General features: G+C 37.0%; 23 protein-coding genes and 2 pseudogenes. 6 read left to right on the top strand and 19 right to left on the bottom strand.

Going from position 1 to position 20533, the window contains the following annotated elements:
* Positions 1 to 41: 41 nt before the first annotated feature.
* A complete protein-coding gene (locus tag ABVC65_RS05195) occupies positions 42 to 380 on the bottom strand; it encodes a hypothetical protein (protein ID WP_353582752.1) in 339 nt (112 codons plus the stop codon).
* A gap of 129 nt (positions 381 to 509) precedes the next feature.
* On the opposite strand from ABVC65_RS05195, the gene ABVC65_RS05190 reads away from it, so the two are divergent.
* On the top strand, positions 510 to 1313 hold the full coding sequence (locus ABVC65_RS05190) for a sulfite exporter TauE/SafE family protein (protein WP_016828854.1): 804 nt from the start codon (positions 510 to 512) through the stop codon (positions 1311 to 1313).
* Positions 1314 to 1934: 621 nt separating this feature from the next.
* Here ABVC65_RS05190 and ABVC65_RS05185 read toward each other — a convergent pair.
* From ABVC65_RS05185 to ABVC65_RS05170, 4 genes are all read right to left on the bottom strand, one after another.
* Positions 1935 to 2546, bottom strand: a complete 612-nt coding sequence (locus tag ABVC65_RS05185; RefSeq protein WP_353582751.1) for a CadD family cadmium resistance transporter — start codon at positions 2544 to 2546, stop codon at positions 1935 to 1937.
* 398 nt (positions 2547 to 2944) lie between these two features.
* Complete coding sequence (locus tag ABVC65_RS05180; RefSeq protein ID WP_004113321.1) at positions 2945 to 4423, bottom strand: Lsa family ABC-F type ribosomal protection protein; 1479 nt, start codon at positions 4421 to 4423, stop codon at positions 2945 to 2947.
* A 108-nt stretch (positions 4424 to 4531) separates the two neighbouring features.
* On the bottom strand, positions 4532 to 4816 hold the full coding sequence (locus ABVC65_RS05175; RefSeq protein ID WP_004114737.1) for a hypothetical protein: 285 nt from the start codon (positions 4814 to 4816) through the stop codon (positions 4532 to 4534).
* Positions 4817 to 4907: 91 nt separating this feature from the next.
* Complete coding sequence (locus ABVC65_RS05170; RefSeq protein WP_353582750.1) at positions 4908 to 5501, bottom strand: DUF4097 family beta strand repeat-containing protein; 594 nt, start codon at positions 5499 to 5501, stop codon at positions 4908 to 4910.
* Positions 5502 to 6119: 618 nt separating this feature from the next.
* On the opposite strand from ABVC65_RS05170, the pseudogene ABVC65_RS05165 reads away from it, so the two are divergent.
* Positions 6120 to 6288, top strand: a pseudogene (locus tag ABVC65_RS05165) (helix-turn-helix domain-containing protein).
* A gap of 103 nt (positions 6289 to 6391) precedes the next feature.
* Here ABVC65_RS05165 and ABVC65_RS05160 read toward each other — a convergent pair.
* Entirely contained in the window at positions 6392 to 7660 is a 1269-nt protein-coding gene (locus ABVC65_RS05160) for a hypothetical protein (RefSeq protein WP_075038927.1), read from the bottom strand.
* A 52-nt stretch (positions 7661 to 7712) separates the two neighbouring features.
* On the opposite strand from ABVC65_RS05160, the pseudogene ABVC65_RS05155 reads away from it, so the two are divergent.
* Positions 7713 to 7877 (top strand): annotated as a pseudogene (locus tag ABVC65_RS05155) (IS256 family transposase); the annotation flags it as partial.
* A gap of 112 nt (positions 7878 to 7989) precedes the next feature.
* Entirely contained in the window at positions 7990 to 8112 is a 123-nt protein-coding gene (locus ABVC65_RS05150) for a hypothetical protein (RefSeq protein WP_427876568.1), read from the top strand.
* Between the two features lie 59 nt (positions 8113 to 8171).
* Here the strand turns inward: ABVC65_RS05150 and ABVC65_RS05145 are convergent, their stop codons facing one another.
* From ABVC65_RS05145 to ABVC65_RS05125, 5 genes are all read right to left on the bottom strand, one after another.
* On the bottom strand, positions 8172 to 8339 hold the full coding sequence (locus ABVC65_RS05145) for a cysteine-rich KTR domain-containing protein (RefSeq protein ID WP_000336323.1): 168 nt from the start codon (positions 8337 to 8339) through the stop codon (positions 8172 to 8174).
* A 118-nt stretch (positions 8340 to 8457) separates the two neighbouring features.
* A complete protein-coding gene (gene tet(M) / locus ABVC65_RS05140; protein ID WP_000691736.1) occupies positions 8458 to 10377 on the bottom strand; it encodes a tetracycline resistance ribosomal protection protein Tet(M) in 1920 nt (639 codons plus the stop codon).
* A gap of 15 nt (positions 10378 to 10392) precedes the next feature.
* Complete coding sequence (locus ABVC65_RS05135; RefSeq protein ID WP_011058339.1) at positions 10393 to 10479, bottom strand: tetracycline resistance determinant leader peptide; 87 nt, start codon at positions 10477 to 10479, stop codon at positions 10393 to 10395.
* A gap of 274 nt (positions 10480 to 10753) precedes the next feature.
* The gene (locus ABVC65_RS05130; RefSeq protein WP_435528276.1) at positions 10754 to 11296 is read right to left on the bottom strand and encodes a conjugal transfer protein; all 543 of its coding nucleotides are present in this window, start codon (positions 11294 to 11296) and stop codon (positions 10754 to 10756) included.
* A 167-nt stretch (positions 11297 to 11463) separates the two neighbouring features.
* Positions 11464 to 12111, bottom strand: a complete 648-nt coding sequence (locus ABVC65_RS05125) for a zinc ribbon domain-containing protein (protein ID WP_353582749.1) — start codon at positions 12109 to 12111, stop codon at positions 11464 to 11466.
* Positions 12112 to 12351: 240 nt separating this feature from the next.
* Here ABVC65_RS05125 and ABVC65_RS05120 point away from each other — a divergent pair, with 240 nt between their 5' ends.
* Positions 12352 to 12552, top strand: coding sequence for a helix-turn-helix transcriptional regulator (locus ABVC65_RS05120; protein WP_004128511.1), 201 nt, complete (start codon positions 12352 to 12354; stop codon positions 12550 to 12552).
* 1 nt (position 12553) lies between these two features.
* Positions 12554 to 13003, top strand: coding sequence for a hypothetical protein (locus ABVC65_RS05115; protein WP_075523999.1), 450 nt, complete (start codon positions 12554 to 12556; stop codon positions 13001 to 13003).
* 223 nt (positions 13004 to 13226) lie between these two features.
* On the opposite strand, the gene ABVC65_RS05110 is transcribed toward ABVC65_RS05115, so the two are convergent.
* The 8 genes from ABVC65_RS05110 to ABVC65_RS05075 all read right to left on the bottom strand — a co-directional run bounded on the left by ABVC65_RS05110 (position 13227) and on the right by ABVC65_RS05075 (position 20531).
* Positions 13227 to 13568, bottom strand: coding sequence for a hypothetical protein (locus tag ABVC65_RS05110; RefSeq protein ID WP_353582748.1), 342 nt, complete (start codon positions 13566 to 13568; stop codon positions 13227 to 13229).
* 234 nt (positions 13569 to 13802) lie between these two features.
* Entirely contained in the window at positions 13803 to 14639 is an 837-nt protein-coding gene (locus ABVC65_RS05105) for an HAD hydrolase family protein (RefSeq protein WP_353582747.1), read from the bottom strand.
* Between the two features lie 130 nt (positions 14640 to 14769).
* The gene (gene secG / locus ABVC65_RS05100) at positions 14770 to 15018 is read right to left on the bottom strand and encodes a preprotein translocase subunit SecG (RefSeq protein ID WP_004115170.1); all 249 of its coding nucleotides are present in this window, start codon (positions 15016 to 15018) and stop codon (positions 14770 to 14772) included.
* 59 nt (positions 15019 to 15077) lie between these two features.
* Complete coding sequence (gene tpiA, locus ABVC65_RS05095) at positions 15078 to 15875, bottom strand: triose-phosphate isomerase (protein WP_353582746.1); 798 nt, start codon at positions 15873 to 15875, stop codon at positions 15078 to 15080.
* A gap of 104 nt (positions 15876 to 15979) precedes the next feature.
* Positions 15980 to 17185, bottom strand: coding sequence for a phosphoglycerate kinase (locus tag ABVC65_RS05090; protein ID WP_004123485.1), 1206 nt, complete (start codon positions 17183 to 17185; stop codon positions 15980 to 15982).
* 212 nt (positions 17186 to 17397) lie between these two features.
* Complete coding sequence (gene whiA / locus ABVC65_RS05085) at positions 17398 to 18336, bottom strand: DNA-binding protein WhiA (protein ID WP_004117190.1); 939 nt, start codon at positions 18334 to 18336, stop codon at positions 17398 to 17400.
* 174 nt (positions 18337 to 18510) lie between these two features.
* Entirely contained in the window at positions 18511 to 19410 is a 900-nt protein-coding gene (rapZ, locus tag ABVC65_RS05080; RefSeq protein ID WP_004122445.1) for an RNase adapter RapZ, read from the bottom strand.
* Entirely contained in the window at positions 19407 to 20531 is a 1125-nt protein-coding gene (locus ABVC65_RS05075; protein ID WP_353582745.1) for a shikimate dehydrogenase, read from the bottom strand. The genes rapZ and ABVC65_RS05075 overlap by 4 nt, the downstream gene beginning before the upstream one ends.
* Positions 20532 to 20533: the final 2 nt, after the last annotated feature.

Here is a 20533-nt window from a genome sequence, read left to right as displayed (position 1 = left end):
CCTCCATAAGGCCTGATTGTCAATTTCATTAAATATGAATTTTATCTTTCTCCAGTGGATACAAAGCCATTGTTCACTTCTACATAAAGCTTACCAATCTCAATATCCGTGATGAGCACTTGATTAGAATCAGATTCAACCTCACAAAATTCCACATCATGTGGCAAACTCACAACAATTTCAGGCATACCCTGAGTAAACCACCTCAGCCAATTCGAAGCTGAGACTTTTTTAGTTTGAATAAGCCTTATAACATTTTGCGCTTCCTCAACCCTCAACATATCTTGTTCACAGTTAACAAAGCTCACGCCAAAGGTATCAGCGCGTTTCACCGTTAAACGAACATCTTTCGTCTCTGCGATAAACTTCTTATTACCCATTAATTACGTTAATTAGATAAATAAATACATAAATTACAATTGAACTAATATGGAAATATTCTATTTTTCATATAACATAGTAAAAGTAGTGGATAAAGTACGAGGAGGTAATTTGTGAAGAAAAGATATATGTTGAGAAATATTTTTAAAACCAAATATAATTTCCATAATATTGTTTTAATCGTTTTCATTGGACTATTAGCAGGTTTTTTATCAGGATTGTTCGCTGTAGGTGGGGGAATTGTGATAGTTCCTGCATTAACTGTTTTTATGAAATTTGATCAGCGTCATGCTACTGCTACTTCTCTTGTTGCCATAATTATAACGTCGCTTTGTGGAAGCATTGTTTACGGTTTAGACGGCAAAGTGTCATTTTTATCAGCATTTTTTCTAATAATAGGTTCAGTTTTCGGATCACAAATTGGGGTATATTTTTCACATATTTTGCCTAAAAAAATATTTCCTTGGTGTTTTACACTTTTTGTATTACTAGTTATATGTTCTAGTCAAGTTTGGATTCCGTTAAGAAATGTAGATTTTAATGTTAGTTTTTTAAAAGCTATATGTCTTATATTTATAGGCGTTTTTTCTGGTATTTTTTCAGGTATTTTAGGCGTTGGTGGCGGAGGAATTATAGTGCCATGCGTGCAACTTTTGCTCGGCATGGGAGACCTTATGGCAAGAGGAACTGCTTTGCTTGTCACGCTTCCTACAGCTATAAGTGGTAGTATTGCTAATGCTCGTTACCATTATACTCATTTTACTGAAGGAATTATTATCGGTATTTTTGCGACATTTACTGTAAACTTAGGCGCAATAACTGCGCGCAGTATTTCACCTTTTATATGCAATATATTGTTTTGTATTTTTTTGTTCAGTGCATGCTTACGAATGATATTAAAAACAGGTATTTTAGCTAAGAATAAGCGTTAAATATGTAAAGTCTTTGACTTTTATTTATTTGAAAAAATAGTTTTTAATATAAAAAGTGGGGCTTAGATTTAAGCCCCACGATATAGGAGAATGTTATAAAGTAACTTTTTACAATTATGCCATTTGAGTAACATCTCTTTTTGCTTGTATAAATTTTATTATCATGTTTTTTGCGTGATAAATAATTACGCAAACTATACTGTATATCCTCACTTCACAGGGTGGGTGCAAAGTGGCGAATCGACCTGCATGAGCGATTAAAACATAATTCGCGAATGCACTTCGATTCGCTGAGCTTGCTCAAAGTTGAAAGCACAGTGTGCTTTCAACGCAAGCGAAGTACGTTAACATCCTGTGCACTCAACCCCAGAGCGTAGACATGTTCCCTCATACAGCCAAACTGCGCTCAAAAACCACACCAAGCCAGCCTAAAGCCGCCACACGCTAAACCTTTTAACGATAGCCCTCACAAACCCCTGCTACACAAGGGCAAAAATGCACCCACCTAATCAGCCTCCTGCATCAGATAGCACGGTGAAGCGCCGTGACGGTGGGAAGCACCACTTATTTTCTCGTTTGAGTTTGAACATAAAAATAGCAGATAAAGGGAAGGAAATGAATTTACACCACTTTTAGGACTTGACCTATGAAATAATTAATAGTTCCATTTTCAATCAATATATAGAGACCGAGTCCAATAAACACGACTGGTACAATTATTTTTTCGTACTTTTCCACAGTCTCTCCGATAGCAGAAATTGAGGCGAGATTTTGAGATAATTTGCATAGAATCAAAATCCCTAAGGCAAATATTACTAAACTTATACTAATCTCAATCAAACTCTTTCCTGTAAAATAAGGGATATAAATTCCTAAATTATCTCCACCCATTGCCACTGTTAAACTTGTAAATGCTAAGATTTTTGATCCATTTCCGGTAATTTTCCCCTCGATATCTTCTTCATCAATATCTTCATCCACAAAAATTGCTCTTATACCAAGACCTAGCGGAATTAGACCAAGGAGTCCGATAATCCAATCTTGTGGAATAAAATTTAAAAAGTAAGCGGCAATAAGACTAGCCAGTACAAGCAGTCCTGTACCTAAATACTGCCCTACATAAATTGATTTCAAACCTTTCTTTCCTTGACTAGCGAATAAAATAGTCAAAACAACTAAGTAGTCAATGGATGTAGAAACAAAAACTAATAAAGCGGATACTATTGTTTCCATTATTCCTCCTTTCAAAATGTTAAATTTTTTAGACAAGGGGGTGCAAAGTGTGTGCACTTTTTAACGTTAACATCCTGTGCACTCGACACTAGAGCGTAGACATGTTCCCTCAAACAGCCAAACTGGTCTCAAAAACCGCGAGAACTCAGATTAGAACAGGCACGCATTAAACCTTTTAACGATAGCCCTCGCAAACCCCTGCTACACAAGGGCAAAAATGCACCCACCTAATCAGCCCTTGACATCAATACGACAGTCTCACATGTTTCAAGACTACCCTGATGATAACCATGCATCAAAAAAGAGCCTTAACGTTCGTTGCAGGAAAGAAGCTGACAAGGGGAATGTCGTATGATGATAAAAGTCTAAGGCACTACAAACTGGGATTTGGATTTTACTTAAAATTGTATTATTTTATTAGCGATATCTTCTACAAATCGCTTATCGTGTTCCACAAATATGAGTGTAGGCTTTGCTTCTTTTATAATTTCCTCAATCTGTATTCTTGATATTACATCTATATAATTCAGTGGTTCATCCCAAACAAATATATGAGCTGGCTTTGAGAAACTTACAGCAATTAAAACTTTCTTTTTTTGTCCATCACTATAATTCTTCATATCCATTTCAAATAATTCTCTTGAAAAATCTAATTTTCTTAGAATTGTTTTACACAATGTTTCATCAACATCTTGCTTGTGAATATATTCATTTAGGCTACCTGTTAAATTAGATGTGTCTTGAGGAATATACGAGATTTTTAAATTACCTGCTAATTTTATCTCACCTGTATACTCGTGATTTATACCTAATAAAATTTTAATCAAGGTTGATTTTCCGCTACCATTACCCCCATATATAGCCACTATGTCGCCTTGCTTTATCTCGAAACTTACATTATTTAGGATCTGTCTCTCTCCATAGCATGATGATAAATTGCTAACCGATATTAGAGGATTTTTATGATGATGTAATGGATGCAATAATAGACTTTCCTTTGTTTCGATATCTTTTAGTAAACTCTGTTTTTCTTCTATTGCCTTGTTTTGTCTATTCTCCAAATTCTTAGATTTTTTCATCATCTTGGCTGATTGATGACCTATATGTCCTTTGTCTGGTTTTACACCTGATACTTTTACACCATTTTTAGTATTTTCAATTTTATCAGACCAAATTTGACTTTGTCTTGCAGACTCTTTTAATCGTTTAATATCTTTTCTTAATCTCTCATTTTGACTAATTTCAAATTGGTCTTTCATCACTTTGTTTTCATACCATGATGTAAAATTTCCCGATTGGACATCAATAGAATTCCTGTTAATAGAAATAACATGATTGATACAACCATCTAAAAAATCTCTATCATGAGATATAAGCAAAAATCCTTTTTTACTTTTCAGATATTCACTTACAATTTTTCTTCCGTCCATATCTAAATGGTTTGTTGGTTCATCAATAAGTAAAAAGCCATCTTCTCTTGTAAACAAAATAGCTAAAAGGATTTTTGTTTGTTCCCCTTTAGAAAGCGTTTCAAACTCTCTGTAAACAAGGTTCTCATCTACATTTAGCAAACTGAGTTCTCTAAATAACTTCCATTCTTCATCATCTGATATTAGTTCTTTATATAACTCAATTCCTAATTTTGAAGTATCGCTTATATTTGGTGGAAATTTAATAAATTCAACATCCTTGCTTATTTTACCTTGATAAGTTTCTTGATTTAAAAGTAACTTAAATAGAGTTGATTTACCGATTCCATTTCTTCCTATCAATCCCGTTTTCCAGTTTGTATCAAAGGAAAACGATACATTTTTAAATATGGGTTTTACATATCCATAATATGAGAAAGTGAGGTTTTCAATTTTAATTACTGACATAAAACGCCTCCCTAAATTATCATTTACCGCCCGGGTGCAAAGTGTGTGCACCTTTTAACGTTTAGTTTTTCCTGTATTACTACGGTTATCACTGCTTTGCTTTTTCAGTTATTTCAATTCTCGATTAGGTAATTTTCCAGTTCTCAAAGCAACAGTAACAAACTCAACCTCTTGCAAGCACTTCTCGCAAAGTTCATAACCTTCATTGAAGTTCACTCTTGACCTAAATGTGCTAGCAATGAATTCGCATGGTGAGGTGATCCTTTCAACTACACCGCACCGTTCGCACTCAGCATACACATTCCCATCCTTAATCGGAATAAACATTCCATGATCTTTCTCATTTCCCATGACGCTAACATCTTCGAAATCATCAAATTTTACATAGAGCATATACGGCTTCCTCCTTTATCGGTATGTCTATATACGCTCTAATTCCAACTTATATCAAGTTTTATTGCTTCTTTTTTGATCTATATGTCTGCTACTTCGCAATAGCTTTCCCATTAAGACAGTGCACCATGTAATGCGCAAATCCATCGTTTTTACAATTTACCTTCTTCTTATCTGAAACCTCGGTGACACCATTCTCACAATCTACTTCAAGGCTTGCATCCTTGGTGATTGTTCCTTCTAAAATACTCATGCCATTTAACGTATCAAGCGTACAAACATGAGTTACTTCTACGTTTGTTGCTGAAGCCGACCCATTATAACATTTAAGAAAGACATCATCCGCCTTCAAATTAACAACTTCTACCTTGCCATTGTTCACTTCTACATAAAGCTTACCAATCTCAATATCCGTGATGAGCACTTGATTAGAATCAGATTCAACCTCACAAAATTCCACATCATGTGGCAAACTCACAACAATTTCAGGCATACCCTGAGTAAACCACCTCAGCCAATTCGAAGCTGAGACTTTTTTAGTTTGAATAAGCCTTATAACATTTTGCGCTTCCTCAACCCTCAACATATCTTGTTCACAGTTAACAAAGCTCACGCCAAAAGTATCAGCACGTTTCACCGTTAAACGAACATCTTTCGTCTCTGCGATAAACTTCTTATTATCCATTCCTTAAGCACCTCCTCGTGCACATACTAATAATCAGGTTTCATTTTACCTTTTGAGCTATATTTTCCCACTTCACAGGGTGGGTGCAAAGTGTGTGCACCTTTTAACGTTAACATCCTGTGCACTCAACCCTAGAGCGTCGACATCTTCCCTCAAACAGCCAAACTGCACTCAAAAATCACGAGAACCCAGCTTAAAGCCGCCGCACATTAAACCTTTTAACGATAGCCCTCGCTAAGCCTTGCTACACAAGGGCAAATTTGCACCCACCTATTAAGCCTTTGACATCAATACGACACTCTCGACGTGGATTGAGAGAACTCCAAGTATAACTACACTTTTTTGAGTGCACACTATGGATAGTGGGTGCACTTTTTAACGATAGGAAAGGCTATCGTTAAAAGGTTTAAGATTGGCTTAATAGCTTGATTCTTGAGCATAAAAAACAGCCTAGAGATGATCCCCCCCCCTAGGCTGACTTTTGTAACATTTCAAACGCTCACATTCTTTTGGCTTTTACGATGCCCTTTCAATATTCACACTAATCTCTGATTTAAAAGTTACGCTGAACCTGTCCTCGTAAATTTTTATTTTCTTAACCGACTATGGAAACTACTAATAGATAAAAAACATGAACAGGGCTGATTTGCAAAATGCTGCAAAAATCAGCTCATCAACTATTGCAAAACTTGGCAAAGGTGAAAACGTCACCACTGAAGTTCTCATCAAAATTTGCGAAGCATTGGACTGTAAACTGGAAGACATCATGGAAAACGTAGAAGAATAAATACTGCCAAAATTTATTATTAATTGTTTATAACACTCAGTATTACTGCCCCATTCTAATAAATGGGGCAGTATAATAGTTAATTCATTAAATGAATAAAAAATCAAGCGTTCCTTCTCTTTGCGAGATATTCAAGCATTCTTCGTGCATTATCTAACATAGTGTCTGAGTTTTCTCCAAACAATTCATTTGCCCATATTCTATCTACTTGTCGTATTTGTGGGTCAATCAATTTTAAAAATCTTATTGAAGAATACTCTTTAAACAACGCATCTTTCGTTTCTTTTTTAATGTTGTCAAAAACTGGAATGAATGTTTTTTCTATATCGCAAATCTCCATTTTTCTCATTCCCTCTTGATCTTTAGATGATACTTCACATATTAATTGATAAAAAATTGTGCTCATCCAAGTGGATAGCATGATTGCTTCGCTCAATGAAGGCAACGTACAAACAACAAAATTTGTAGACACAAATACAGGATTTTTTGATAGATAAATTTTCCCCGTTGCTCTGATGCCCCTTGGAATCAATACAGAATTTGCGCCAAATTCTCCTTTGCTCTCTTTGGCTAATATCTTCTTCCATTCCTGCTTTGTTTTTCTCCCACGCTGCTGTTTGCCTTTTCTTTCAGGTAATTTGTTATATGTGTCAATAATTGCATCTATGACCTGGTCAGAGTTATTGGAAATATCCAGAAAATAGTTATCTCCTGTTCCAATATCTATTGTATCCAATTTAGCATTACGCATTCCGATTGAAAAGCTGATATTTTTATTTTCAAATTTGTTATATAATTCACTACGAGCGTCAAAAAATATAATATCGCTGCCGCCCTCGTTCCCCGCGTGCCCTCTTTTAATTATGTAATTAGAGATAGATAACTCTAGAAATTGACTTGAATTCTTAAAATTATCTTTTACAAAGGCGACTGCATCAGACATTTCACTATTAAGTGTTCTCCATCCATCCTCAATGTCAGCAATCATTCCCTGTACTGAAATCTTTCTCGCAACAATTCCTGGCATCATTGGAGAAAAGTTATATGTCATATCATCTGAGAGAGTTTGCACAAATCTGTGAATATCAATATTAGGAATAGTGTCATAACTTGAAATAACTTTTATGTACTCAGATGAAGTTTTCACTTTGCCAACAAGGACACAAGTATCTTTTGTTACACCATCAAAAATTTCGTCTCCTGGATATGTAAAAACCAGACGGAGTCCAAACTTATTTAATAATAATTTTCTTATAGTTTTTGCTTCTAAACCACGCGCCATTAAATGTGTCTTAGGAAATACGCAAGCTAATGTTGTTCCAGGCTTAAGAAGCTCAATCAGCAATTCTAAAAAGACACCTTCTAATGGCATCTGACCAACGAAAGTAATCGCTTCACCAGAAACTAAATGTCTGATTTTTTGATTAAAAAAACGATTAAAAGCAAAGGAACAGTTTCCAGCAGAGGATAGTTTAAATCGTTATCTAGGAGTATTTTGTATTGAACAAAATGAATTATCTAAAGAAAGAATTCATAGAGGATTTGGATTAGCGTCTTATGACCTGCACGAAAAATTCGAAATCCAATAATATTTGCTTTTCGTAGAAAAGCAAATATTATTGGATTGATAGCTTGATTGACAACTAGTGGAGTTTACACAAAATTCTTGACACTGCCGAATTTTTCTTACCTGCTAATAACTTGGTAAAAAGCACCCGACGATTACAGATAGAGAAATACATGGATAGCTTTACAGACAAAGAACTATCCTTAATGGAATCTTTAGCCAGCGGTATCAACGAAGCAAGAAACATCGAAGACTAATTAAAAGAATCCATACATAACGGAAAGAGCCGATAAAATGAGATTGTATTAATCTCATTTTATCGGCTCTGCGTCTTTGCGTCTGGCTCTGTAATCACAGTTACTTTGAACTGCTTTATTTCAATTAAATTTTCTTGTCTGCATTTCGGACAATAGAGGGGGAATTTTTTTAATTCAGTATCTTCCCTTATCTTTAATCGTGTTTTATTTCCACATACAGGACACAATATCCACTTGTAGTTTATAATAACTATCTCCTCCTTTACACTTTAATTCAAATCTTTATTAAAAAATATTTCATCTTATTTAACAAGAAACCATATTTATATAACAACATAAAATACACTAAGTTATTTTATTGAACATATATCGTACTTTATCTATCCGACTATTTGGACGACGGGGCTGGCAAACAGGTTCACCGGTAGTAACATGGTACCCTTTTAACTCTGTTAAACAAACACTACGTCCATTTGTAAAGAAAGTTAAATCACTACGATATTCTTGAATACACCGAGCAGGGATTTCTCCACTAAGAATGACCTCATTATTTTTCAATTGAGTGTCTACGATGTTCGCACAATATTTAGGAGCATCGTTGTATGCTCGTGAAAGATATTCCTGTGGCGCATAAATTTTAAAACTAAGATATGGCTCTAACAATTCTGTTCCAGCTTTTTTTAAGACTTGTTCCAATACAATAGGAGCAAGCATCCGAAAATCTGCTGGGGTACTAACAGGGCTATAGTATAAGCCATACTTAAAACAGATTTTACAGTCCGTCACATTCCAACCATATAATCCTTGTTCGCAACCATAGCGTATCCCTTCCATAACTGCATTTTGAAATGATTGATTTAAGTATCCAAGAGAAACCGAGCTCTCATACTGCATTCCACTTCCCAACGGAAGCGGTGATACAGATAAACCAATGGAAGCCCAGAAAGGATTTGGCGGCACTTCGATGTGAATGGTATATTCTGCATTTTTTAACGGTCTCTCCATATAAATGACTGTAGGCTCTTTTAGTTCTATCTCCACATGATACTTTTCTTGCAACAGTGCACTAATCACTTCCATTTGTACTTTCCCTAAGAAAGAAAGTATAATTTCATGTGTCGTAGAATCCACGTAATATCGTAGAAGCGGATCACTATCTGAGATTTCCAAAAGGGCATCAAGCAACATTTCTCTCTGTTCAGGTTTACTCGGTTCAACAGTTGTTTGTAGTAGAGGGTGCGGATTTTCAATCTTTTTTCTCTGTGGCAATAGTTTTGTATCTCCAAGAACACTATTTAACTTCAAAAACTCATTTTGCAAAATAACAATTTCTCCAGAATAAGCTCTATCAATCTTACATAATTCACCATTTATTGAAGTATACATTTCTGTAACTTTTATTTTTTCTTTTTCTGATACTCTAACCGAATCTCGTAAATGTAGTACTCCACTATAAAGGCGTATATATGCAAGACGTTGTCTTTTTTTTGTATATTCAATTTTGAAAACATTTCCGCAAAGTTCAGACGGACCTCGATGTGTTGATGAATAAAATTTATTCGTAATCACTTCTATAAGGTTATCAATCCCTATATTACTTTTTGCACTTCCATGATAAAGAGGGAACAGAGAACAATTCTGAAATCTTATGCTTTCCTCTTGTTCGAGTTCCAATGCTTCTAATGATTTACCGGACATATATTTCTCTAAAAGGTCATCGTTTCCCTCTATTACCGTATCCCATTGTTCAGATTCGGTAAAGTTCGTCACACACATATTAGGATACAGTTCTACCTTCTGTTTGATTACAATTTCGGCAGAAAGTTTCTCTTTAATATCCTGATAAACCGTTGATAAATCAATTCCATTTTGGTCAATCTTATTGATAAAAAAGATTGTGGGAATCCCCATTTTCCTAAGTGCATGAAATAATATACGAGTTTGTGCTTGTACGCCATCTTTTGCAGAAATCAGTAGAATTGCCCCATCTAAAACTGATAATGAACGATATACTTCTGCTAAGAAATCCATATGTCCTGGCGTGTCTATGATGTTCACCTTCGTATTTTCCCACTGAAAAGAGGTTATTCCTGTCTGAATTGTAATTCCTCTCTGACGTTCTAAAAGCGTATTATCCGTCCTCGTTGTACCTTTGTCCACGCTTCCTAATTCTGTAATCGCTCCACTGTTATATAATAAGCTTTCTGTTAAGGTAGTTTTTCCTGCATCAACATGAGCTAAAACTCCAATATTAATAATTTTCATGTGATTTTCCTCCATTCAAAAACCCAAAAGGGCATAAAAATCCCAGTGATAAATACTTTTATCACTGGGATTTTTATGCATAACCATAGGTATACAAAGCATACAGATATTCTCTGGATACTTTAGAATCACATGATAAAGGTATTCTTAAACTGGGTACAAAAAACTAAGCCCTCCTAAAAAAGGACATCCAATTATTTGTTCCCACTATCAAATTGACAGTTTATTTAAGAATACCTTGCCGCATATTTATTAACTCCTTTTAAATAGATACTTAAATAATAGCACGTAAGAGCATATTTGTAAAGGAATCTCCAATTTTTTATCAAAGAGAGTACGTGATTACAAAATAGCTGTAATAATGTACCAATATTTGTTATTCTATAATCTTCCAATTACTCCCGTTCTTTTCAAGTACCAAATCAAATTGAGATACCTGCGTTGCTTTGGTCTGCTGGTCGATATACTCCACTGTCAGCGATACCGTGACTTGATTATCCTTACGATTGTGAATAGGATTTACCAGTTCTTGAAAGATGTACTCTTTTCCGATTGGTTTTAATATCCCGTCATTCACATAGTAGGAAAGTTCACTGGCTGTCGCTGTAGGATAGAGCTTGAAGAACGTCGTTAAAAACTCATTGATTTCATTGGTTGTAATGGAATCAACCGTCCCCTCACTTTCAATGGCTTTTGGTTTATAACTTGATTTCTTAGGTATGTTGGTAATGGTCGGATTCTTAACCAGTACCATATTTCCAGAACCATCTACATAGACACTCACTATATAAGCAGAGTGGACGGTCTTTGTATTTTCTCCCTCTGTAATGAGCTGGTCTACACTGTAGGTTACATTAAACTCATTGTCGCCAGTTGGATTGAGAGAACTCCAAGTATAGCTACACTTTTTTGAGTGCACACTATTGATAGTGGGTGCACTTTTTAACGATAGGAAAAGCTATCGTTAAAAAGTTTAAGATTGGCTTGATAACTTGGTCTTTGAACCTAAAAACAAAAAACAGCCTAGAGATGATTCCCCCTAGGCTGAGTTTTGTAACATTTCAAATGCTCACATTCTTTTGGCTTTTACGATGCCCTTTCAATATCCACACTAATCTCTGATTTAAAAGTTACGCTGAACTTGTCCTCGTAAACTTTTATTTTCTTGATGTACTTTCTTACCAGCTTCTCATCATATTCACTAAGCTCGTGACGCTCACTTTTCAGAAAATCTTCCATTTCTCTGATTCGTCTTTTAGCATCTTCTTGACCTGCTTTTTCTATAAGAAGCTGCTGTTTCTTAACTTTAAGTTCATCAATCTCATCAGCTATTTTCGTGTAGTCTTTTTTAGCTTTAAGCAAGGTTAGTAGTATCGCTTGTTTGTCTGCGATTTTTTTATCAACCGTTTCAATCTCGCTTAAGTTGTTGCCCGCGATAATTTCTCTAATATTGTTATTCAACGTATCCAATACTTCATCCGGTATACTAAACACCTTGTTTATGGCTTTCACTATGGCAGACTGCAGTTCTTCCTCTTTTACTGTCGGAGCATCACAAGCACTAGGACCATTTTCCCATCTGGTACAACAACGCCAAACAACAGAACGTACTCCTCGATTGTTCCAAGCAATTCTTCTGTAAATATCCCCGCATTTAGCACAAACACATAGACTGGATAAAGCGTACTTGCTGGAATAGACTCTTCTTTTTTTATTCTCCTCACCGCTAAACATGTTGGCTCGTCTTACCATTTCTTCTTGAACTTTAAAGAAAATATCTCTTGGAATAATCGAAGCGTGGCTATCTTTTACATAATACTGTGGTTCTGTTCCATCATTTTTTATACGAACATGGTTAATAAAATCTATAGTCTTTTAGTTTAAGAAATTATAAAAAAGCAAAGTACGCTTGACAAAAAAAGCAAAGCGAGCTATACATTATATGTAAAGTGAGCTTGCTGTTGGAGGAGGAAAATGAAAAATGCAATTTCTCAATTAAGAAAACAGCATAAAATAACTCAAGAAGAATTGGCAAATGAAGTTGGAGTTACAAGGCAGACCATAACTTCCATTGAAACTGGGAAATATATAGCGTCACTGCCGTTGGCTTTTAAAATTGCTAAGTTTTTTGATACAAGTATTGAAGAAATATTTAGTATAGAAGAGGATGATTAATATGAACAAATTAGAAAAATATAAAAAAGAAATAGGATTTAGAATTAGTATTTTAGTCTTATTATGTATGGTTGCCTTACTCGCAGTTATTATTGGAAATTTTTACTTAAAATATAAATTCCCATTAAAAGAAGATGTGACATATTATGTAGCAGTATTTTTTATTGGACTTGAACTTGTATCTGTATTCTACATGTCAATGCTTGGTAGAGCATATAGAAATAGAGATATATTAGAGAAGATGCATACTAAAGAAACAGATGAAAGAATGATATTAATAAAGATGAAGTCAGGATCAAATATAATACCTATATTTTCAATGGTTATTGTAATAGTTTCTTTAATTGTAGCATATGTAAGTTATGAAGCCTTTTTAGCGTTAATAATAGTTGCATTTGTACAAATAATATTTTCTAAATTATTAAAAGTATATTGGTCAAAAAAGATTTAAAAATATCATAGTAAAGGTATTAGACGATAGACAGTTAAAACTCTATCGTCTTTTTTATACTCAAAATTAGGATGTAAAAATGGTAAGGATAAGAATCCACACTTAAAACAATTTAATATATAAGACTTTTATCGATTGAAATATAAGTTCAGTCGCTTTGTTAATTGAAATTTGTAGATTAAGGAGAAGAAATTAATGGATAGAGAAATGATAATTTAGCTGCCTAATCTTCTATTGTCGCTTGCCCGTTCATGAGCATAGGTAAACGCCAATCACGGAGAGCTATCAAAGCTCTATTTTCGCATTGATTAGACGATATAGTCGTATAAGCAGGCATAGCAATGCTATTAAACACCTTAAGTTCAATCTCATTTGGAATATAAATGGGTCGATTTTTGAGTAGTGGTTTTTGTAAATGCTTTAGCCCTGTTCCCAAGAAGAACTTTAAGTTAAGCTCTTGTTTGATAGAATAAAGCAAAGTGAATAAGTAATCTGATAATCCATCAGTACCAGTAATGCACCATGTATCTGTTGAATACGAAGCAGGACCGACATAAAATTTCACGTCTGCATTACATCCAGTATTTAATAAACAGATCCTATTATTAACTAGTGGTTTATCACAAGAAAGTACAGCATCACCACTAATGAAAAATGGGTATTATCCATTGAAATCTTTAGCTGTTTCGACTTGAATGGTAGATTTCTTCTCTTCACTGATAATGTCACCAAGTTTTCCGTTTGACTCTATACGAAAGAATTCGTCACACAAATTCGCCAGTAACGAAAGGTGGGTTATTTACAATCTAGTAAAAAGATTTGAATTAAGCCAGTTGGCAACGCCGTCGTTGTTGTTGGAATCACAAACCTCGTCTGCAATCGCAAGCAACCGAGGATTACTATTCGCTACCGCTACACCGTATCCCCCTGCGCGGAACATGTCGATATCAATAATATCGTCTCCAAAAACAACTGTGCGGCTCGGCTTTACATTTAAGCGATTGCAAATAACGTTCAGCGCATGTCCCTTGTTTGCAAGAGGATTCGTAAGCATCCACAAAACATCTTCGCTAATATGTAGCGAAAAGTCACTTGGAAGAATGCTCTGAAGTTTTTCCTTCTCACTCTCTCGAGGAACAATAATAATCTTGTCTGCAATGCCACTTGGAACATTAGAAAAATCGGTAATAATAAAATCCTGCTCGTTCCAAAGCATACGAACATCAAAATTAGTGTAACGAACATCGTTCATAACAATGCCAATGCGAAGCGTAGGAATCTCATTAAGCAAGCGCAAACACACACTACAAGCATGTTGAGAATCAAATCCAAAACGCGTAAGAGTATCAAGGCTTCTTTGCGAAGTAAGCTCACCTATCGTGCTGTGAGCACAGTCAAAATCAATAAGAGCACCATTAAGGTACGCGCAAACTTGAGCATTCAAATCGTGAATAAAATCAAAAGCACTTCCAACAGGTCGAGCAGTAATAATCGCAAGCTGAATTCCACATTCACTCAAACGCTTAGAAGCGCTAACAGTTTCTTGGCTTAAATATCTGCTTTCAAAAGCATTAGCATCATGAAGCATAGTGCCATCAAGATCTGCTACCACAAGAGAAGGAGAAAAATGAAGCATAACAATAACCTAATGTATTTTAATTAGTCTAACATCTTCTAACATCTTAAAAAGCATAGCAAAATGTACACCTGCTCTGCTTATAAAATAAAAAGCGCGCAATCTTTCGACTACGCGCTTAAAAGAATACTTAGATAAGTGAGAACTTAGTCATAAGGTTCAAGGCAACAATAACAGCCACCCAAATCAACGCTATAATAACAGTCCAACGATTCAAGTTCTTTTCTGCAACACCAGAGCTACCAGCGTTCTTCGTTAAACCGCCGCCGAACATATCGGAAAGACCGCCGCCCTTGCCCTTGTGCATCAAAATCAACAATGTCAACAAAATGCTGGTCAGCACAAGCAACACTTGCAAAACAATTTTCACAGCGGACACAAGTAACCTCCTGTTTTAGAGTACGTTGTAAAGCATAGTAAAAGCCATTGACCTATGTATTAAATTCGATTTTTGTAAGACGACAATTGAACAATAGTAGCCAATTCCTCAATGTCTAAAGAAGCTCCACCAATAAGAAATCCATCAACGTCTGGCTCACAAATAAGACTTGCTGCATTAGAAGACGTTACAGAGCCGCCATAAAGTATTCTAACTTTCTGTGATACAGTATCCCCGAAAGTTTCCTGCAGATCATCCCTAATAGCCTTAGCAGCATCTTGAGCAGACTGTGCTGTAGCGACCATTCCAGTTCCAATAGCCCAAACTGGTTCGTAGGCAATAATCAAACGCTCTGCCTGCTTAGAATCCAAATCGCGAGTAACGTCGTGAACCTGTCCAACTGCAAAATCAAGCTCTATACCCTGCTTGCGCTCTTCAAAACTTTCACCAACGCAAAGAATAGGTTGCATACCAGCAGCAAGCACAGCTCGCACTTGGTCAACAATATTCGCATCATCTTCTGGATGATACTTGCGTCGCTCAGAATGACCTACAATCACCATTGAGCAGCCCAAGCTTGCAAGCATATCTGCAGAAACATCTCCAGTAAACGCGCCTTGAGCTGTAACGGAAACTGCTTGCGCGCCATAAAGAATAGGAAGATTATCAGACTCAACTAATACTTGCACGCTTCTTAAGGACGTAAACGATGGCATAAGAGCAATATCGCATTTTTTACAATCGAAGTGAGAATCACATAGACGCCACCAGAATTTTTGAATAAAATGAGTGGCTTCAAGGTGATTAAAATTCATCTTCCAATTGCCTGCAACTATCGGTTTCCTATTGACAACCATAATCACCCTTAAGAATCAACTATTCGAAAGATTAACATTATGCCGACCCCGATCTACAAAAAGAATTTATAAAATCGAAGTCGGCACAATAATTTTAAAGTCATTTACTCAAGCACACTCAAACCTGGAAGAGTCTTACCCTCTAAGAATTCGAGAGAAGCACCACCGCCAGTAGAAATGTGCGAGAATCCATCTTCAGGGAAGCCAAGGTTACGAACTGCAGAAGCAGAATCGCCACCACCAACGATAGTGAAAGTGCCATTCTTTGTTGCATCAACTAAACCTTGTGCTACAGCGCGAGTACCAGCAGCAAACTCTGGAACCTCGAACACACCCATTGGTCCATTCCAAACAACAGTCTTGGAATCAACAATCTTGTCGTGGAAAAGCTTCTGAGAATCAGGACCAATATCCAAGCCCATCTTGTCTGCAGGAATAGCATCTGCTGGAACTACTTCTGGAGCAACTGGAGTGTCTCCTGCTGGGAAGCCAGCGTTAACAACAATATCGGTTGGAAGAACAAGCTCAACGCCGTTCTTCTTAGCGGTTTCAATGTAACCCTTAACTTTCTCGAGCTGATCCTCTTCAAGCAGAGAAGTACCAACTTCGTGACCCAAAGCCTTCAAGAAAGTGAACACCATACCGCCGCCAATAACAAGACGATCAGCCTTAGAAAGCAAGTTTTCAATAACGCCAAGCTTGTCGGAAACCTTAGATCCACCAAGAACTACTGTCAAAGGACGCTCTGGATTTTCGGTTGCGCGAGAAAGAGCCTTAACTTCCTTCTCAACAAGCAAGCCAGCAGCAGCTGGAAGATCGGCAGCAACATCGTAATTTGAACCCTGGGCGCGGTGAACAACACCGAAACCGTCGGAAACGAAAACTTCTCCAAGAGCAGCAATCTTCTTAGCATATTCAGCGCGTTCGGACGCATCCTTACTGGTTTCTTCAGCGTTGAAACGAACGTTTTCAAGCAAAACAACGTCGCCATTATTCATGGCAGCTACCTTAGCCTGAGCATCTTCACCATAAGTATCTGCAGCCAAAACAACATTAACACCAAGAAGTTCACCTAAGCGAGCCGCTACTGGAGCCAAAGAAAGCTCTGGAACAACCTGACCCTTTGGACGTCCAAGATGGGCCATTAAAATAACCTTGGCACCCTGCTCACGCAAAGCTTTAATCGTTGGCAAAGCAGCCTTAATGCGACCATCGTCTGTGATAGTCGTGCCCTTGAGAGGAACATTAAAATCAGCACGAACGAGTACGCGCTTGCCGCTCAAATCTCCCAAATCTTTAAGTGTCTTCATTGGTATCCTTTCCAAAACATGATTCAACCAATCATGATGGCGAATTTAACAAGAAAAAGACGAAAGCAAAGCTAAAACGTCTATAAATTCCATGAGCAATTATATCGCATGTGCGCAACAAGCACGCCCAAAATCAGATAATAAAAAACTACAAAAATGCCGCATACTCAAAGTATGCGGCTAATACGAATAAATACTTAGTCAAAAAGCAATTACATTCGCGACTTTTCTACTTTAGCACAAAGCTGCAAAAGCCTACGAATACGACCAGCAACAGCATCTTTTGTAATCGGAGGATCCGCTAAATGACCAAGTTCTTCTAGACTTGCATCACTATGCTGCAATCGCAACTTTCCCGCCATTAAAAGATTCTCTGGAATATCGTCTCCAAGAATATCAAAAGCGTGACGAACTTTCTCACATGCTTCCGCTGCAGCTTTAGCACTTCTGCGCATGTTAGCATCATCAAAGTTTGCCAGTCGATTAGCTTTTCCTCTTGCTTCACCATCAGAACGCTTACCAGTCCATTCTCGAGCAGAACGAGGAGCTCCAATCAAAATCAGCATGCGCTCAATAGCGTCAGAATCTCTCAAAGTAACACGCTCAGAGCTTTTAACTTTGCGCGCCTTTGCACCAACTCCAAGTCGTGCTGCCATTGCTTGCAACGCCGTAGCAGCCTCATGAGTTGGGCAAACAATCTCTAAATAGCTTGCCTTTCCAGGATCGGATATAGCCCCATGAGCTAAGAAAGCACCTCTCCACGCAGCTTTAACCTGCGCAATACTTCCACCAACAATTTCAGGGGCAAGACCAGCAACGATATGCATACGACGGTCCAACAAACCTGATTGTAGAGCCAAAGCTGCAGCACCTCGCTCCACAAGAACATCGTAACGAGTAACAACACCTGTAGGAGTCTGACGAGTAGTTTGAGAAATCGTTGCTTCTCTTTGGAAACACGTCACAAGCGTATCTACAAGCCATTGCGCTGCGCTTAGAGAATCAAACTGTGCACGAATCACAGCCTGATTATTAACTGGCCTTAAGCCGCCACCAAAACGCATCATTGCTGCTGCCTGAGCCATAACAACCGCTGGTAGCTCACTATTATTTGCGACGAGTTCGTTCTTTACGTCGTCAAGAAGAGCCAAGGGAAACCTCCTATTTTGTTCTTCTTAGAGTATGCGTTGGGATTCATACAAGATGCCGTTGCACAATGTGCAAAACACCTACATGCTCGGCTTTCTGTGATACCCAATGACTTGGACATTTTACCTTTTATAGTTCTGCTTTTTATATTACATAATCCTATAGGAGAAATTAAATCATGTTCTAGATCTCATCTCTCTAGCAGATACTGTAACCTGCAATCCTCTTAATTTTAGTCGTCTTGCAAGCTCTATGCTAATAGCTACAGACCTATGCTGACCCCCAGTGCATCCAACAGCAATTGTTACATAATGCTTATCTTCTTTTGCAAAACCATCGATTGCAGTAAGAAGAGCTTTTTCGTAAGAGTCTAAGAATTCTTTTGCCGCTGGATTTTTAAGAACATAATCGCTAACTGCTTTATCTTTTCCTGTTAAATCTCTAAGCTCTGGAACCCAAAATGGATTGGGCAAAAATCGCATATCTGCCACAAAATCGGCATCCATCGGCATTCCGTACTTGAACCCAAAACTAAAAATGTGAACAGATACTGTAGAAGATCCTTTTCCAAGCAACCCTTCATAAAGTTTAGTGGAAAGCTGATGAATACTAAGATTTGAAGTATCGATAATAATATCCGCGCAATCTTTAAGATGGCCTAAAAGCTCACGCTCTTCCAAAATACCATCTATAAGTCTTCCTCCGCGCTGCAAAGGATGTGGTCTGCGCACTGACTCATATCTTTTAATAAGCACAGAATCAGATGCATCTAAAAATAGTATTCGAGTTTTTACGCCTAAATCATCTATATGACCCAAAACAGCAAATAAATCATCAAAATACCCGCGTGATCTTACGTCAATAACTGCTGCAAGCTTATGAACTTTAGATCCAGAAGATGTCATCATGTCTACAAGAGGAATAAGTAGCTTTGGAGGAAGATTATCAATAACATACCAGCCCATGTCTTCCAAAGCATTTGCTGCATGAGATCTGCCAGCGCCGCTCATGCCAGTAATGAGCATTACTTCAAAATCGCTTGCCACCTGCGAGAATTCACTATTTTCAGTTCTCATAACGCCTCCTGCAATGCTTTTTCCATGCAACTTCTTATGTAATCGTAATCTGGAGCCTTGTCAGATTGGTGTTTGTTTGTGCAAGAATCATCACTAGAATCATCACTCGCATATCTATATTCAAAAGTCATGAGTTTTACTTGATCTAATGCCTGGTGTAAAAGCATTTCTTCTCCGCCAATACCAATGCCGTATTTTCTCCAAACTTTAAGTATCTGGCTTGGTCGAGGATCATATACAACGTCTAGCAAAGCTCCTAAATGTTTTATTGACTTTTCTTGGCAATATTCACACAAAGCTAGCGCTAATCCGTCTGCTACATGAGCTGGAACAGTGCTTATAACAATATCTGCGTTTGCAATTGCTTCAATTGCATCCAATGAAGAAATAGATTCTAGAATGTGAGATTTATCACATTTTTCTATATCTTGCGATATTTTTATAAATTCAGGATCAATAGTAGGGAATTCTATACCGCAAACAGGCTTGTAATCGCGTTTGTTTTTAAGATTCAAGTTAGACGGCTCTATTCTTCTGCTATTTGGAAAATCCGAGTTATGTTTATCTACTAAATCGTTAAATCTACTAACGCCTTTAACGGTTTTACCATCGCTTTGCAATCTTGCAACAACACTAATTTTGCTCAATTTTGAGCCTTGAGCAATTTCTATTAAAGCTGCCATTGCAGAAGACGCAGTGTTTCCGCTGCCAATAATAACCGCACTTTTAGCGTTTAATATTTGAGATTTTAAAGAGCGCATTAATGCCACAACAATCCCATTTACGTCTGTGTTACAAAGCTCAATCGTCTCAGGATTTTCTAAGCATGGCTTTTTACTAAACACAGCAGTATTTGCAACACCAAGCGTTTTAGACCAATAGTCGCAAGCTACACCTAGGCTCATAATTGTTTTTTTAAGTGGCATTGTAAGGCTTAAGCCTTTCCAGGAATCGTCAAGATTTGCAATAAAATCTTTTAAGTCTTCCTCGCTAACTTTTTCTTTACCATAATGCCAATTATTTAAGCCCAATGCCTTATATGCAGCATTATGCAGGACTGGAGACAGAGAGTGCGATATGGGATTCCCCAAAACCGCGCAATTGTAGCATTTTTCAACCATTT

Source organism: Gardnerella vaginalis (assembly GCF_040427915.1).
Taxonomy (GTDB): domain Bacteria; phylum Actinomycetota; class Actinomycetes; order Actinomycetales; family Bifidobacteriaceae; genus Bifidobacterium; species Bifidobacterium vaginale_C.
Note: the sequence above shows the minus strand (reverse complement) of the source record. Positions and strands in the feature narration are given on the sequence as shown.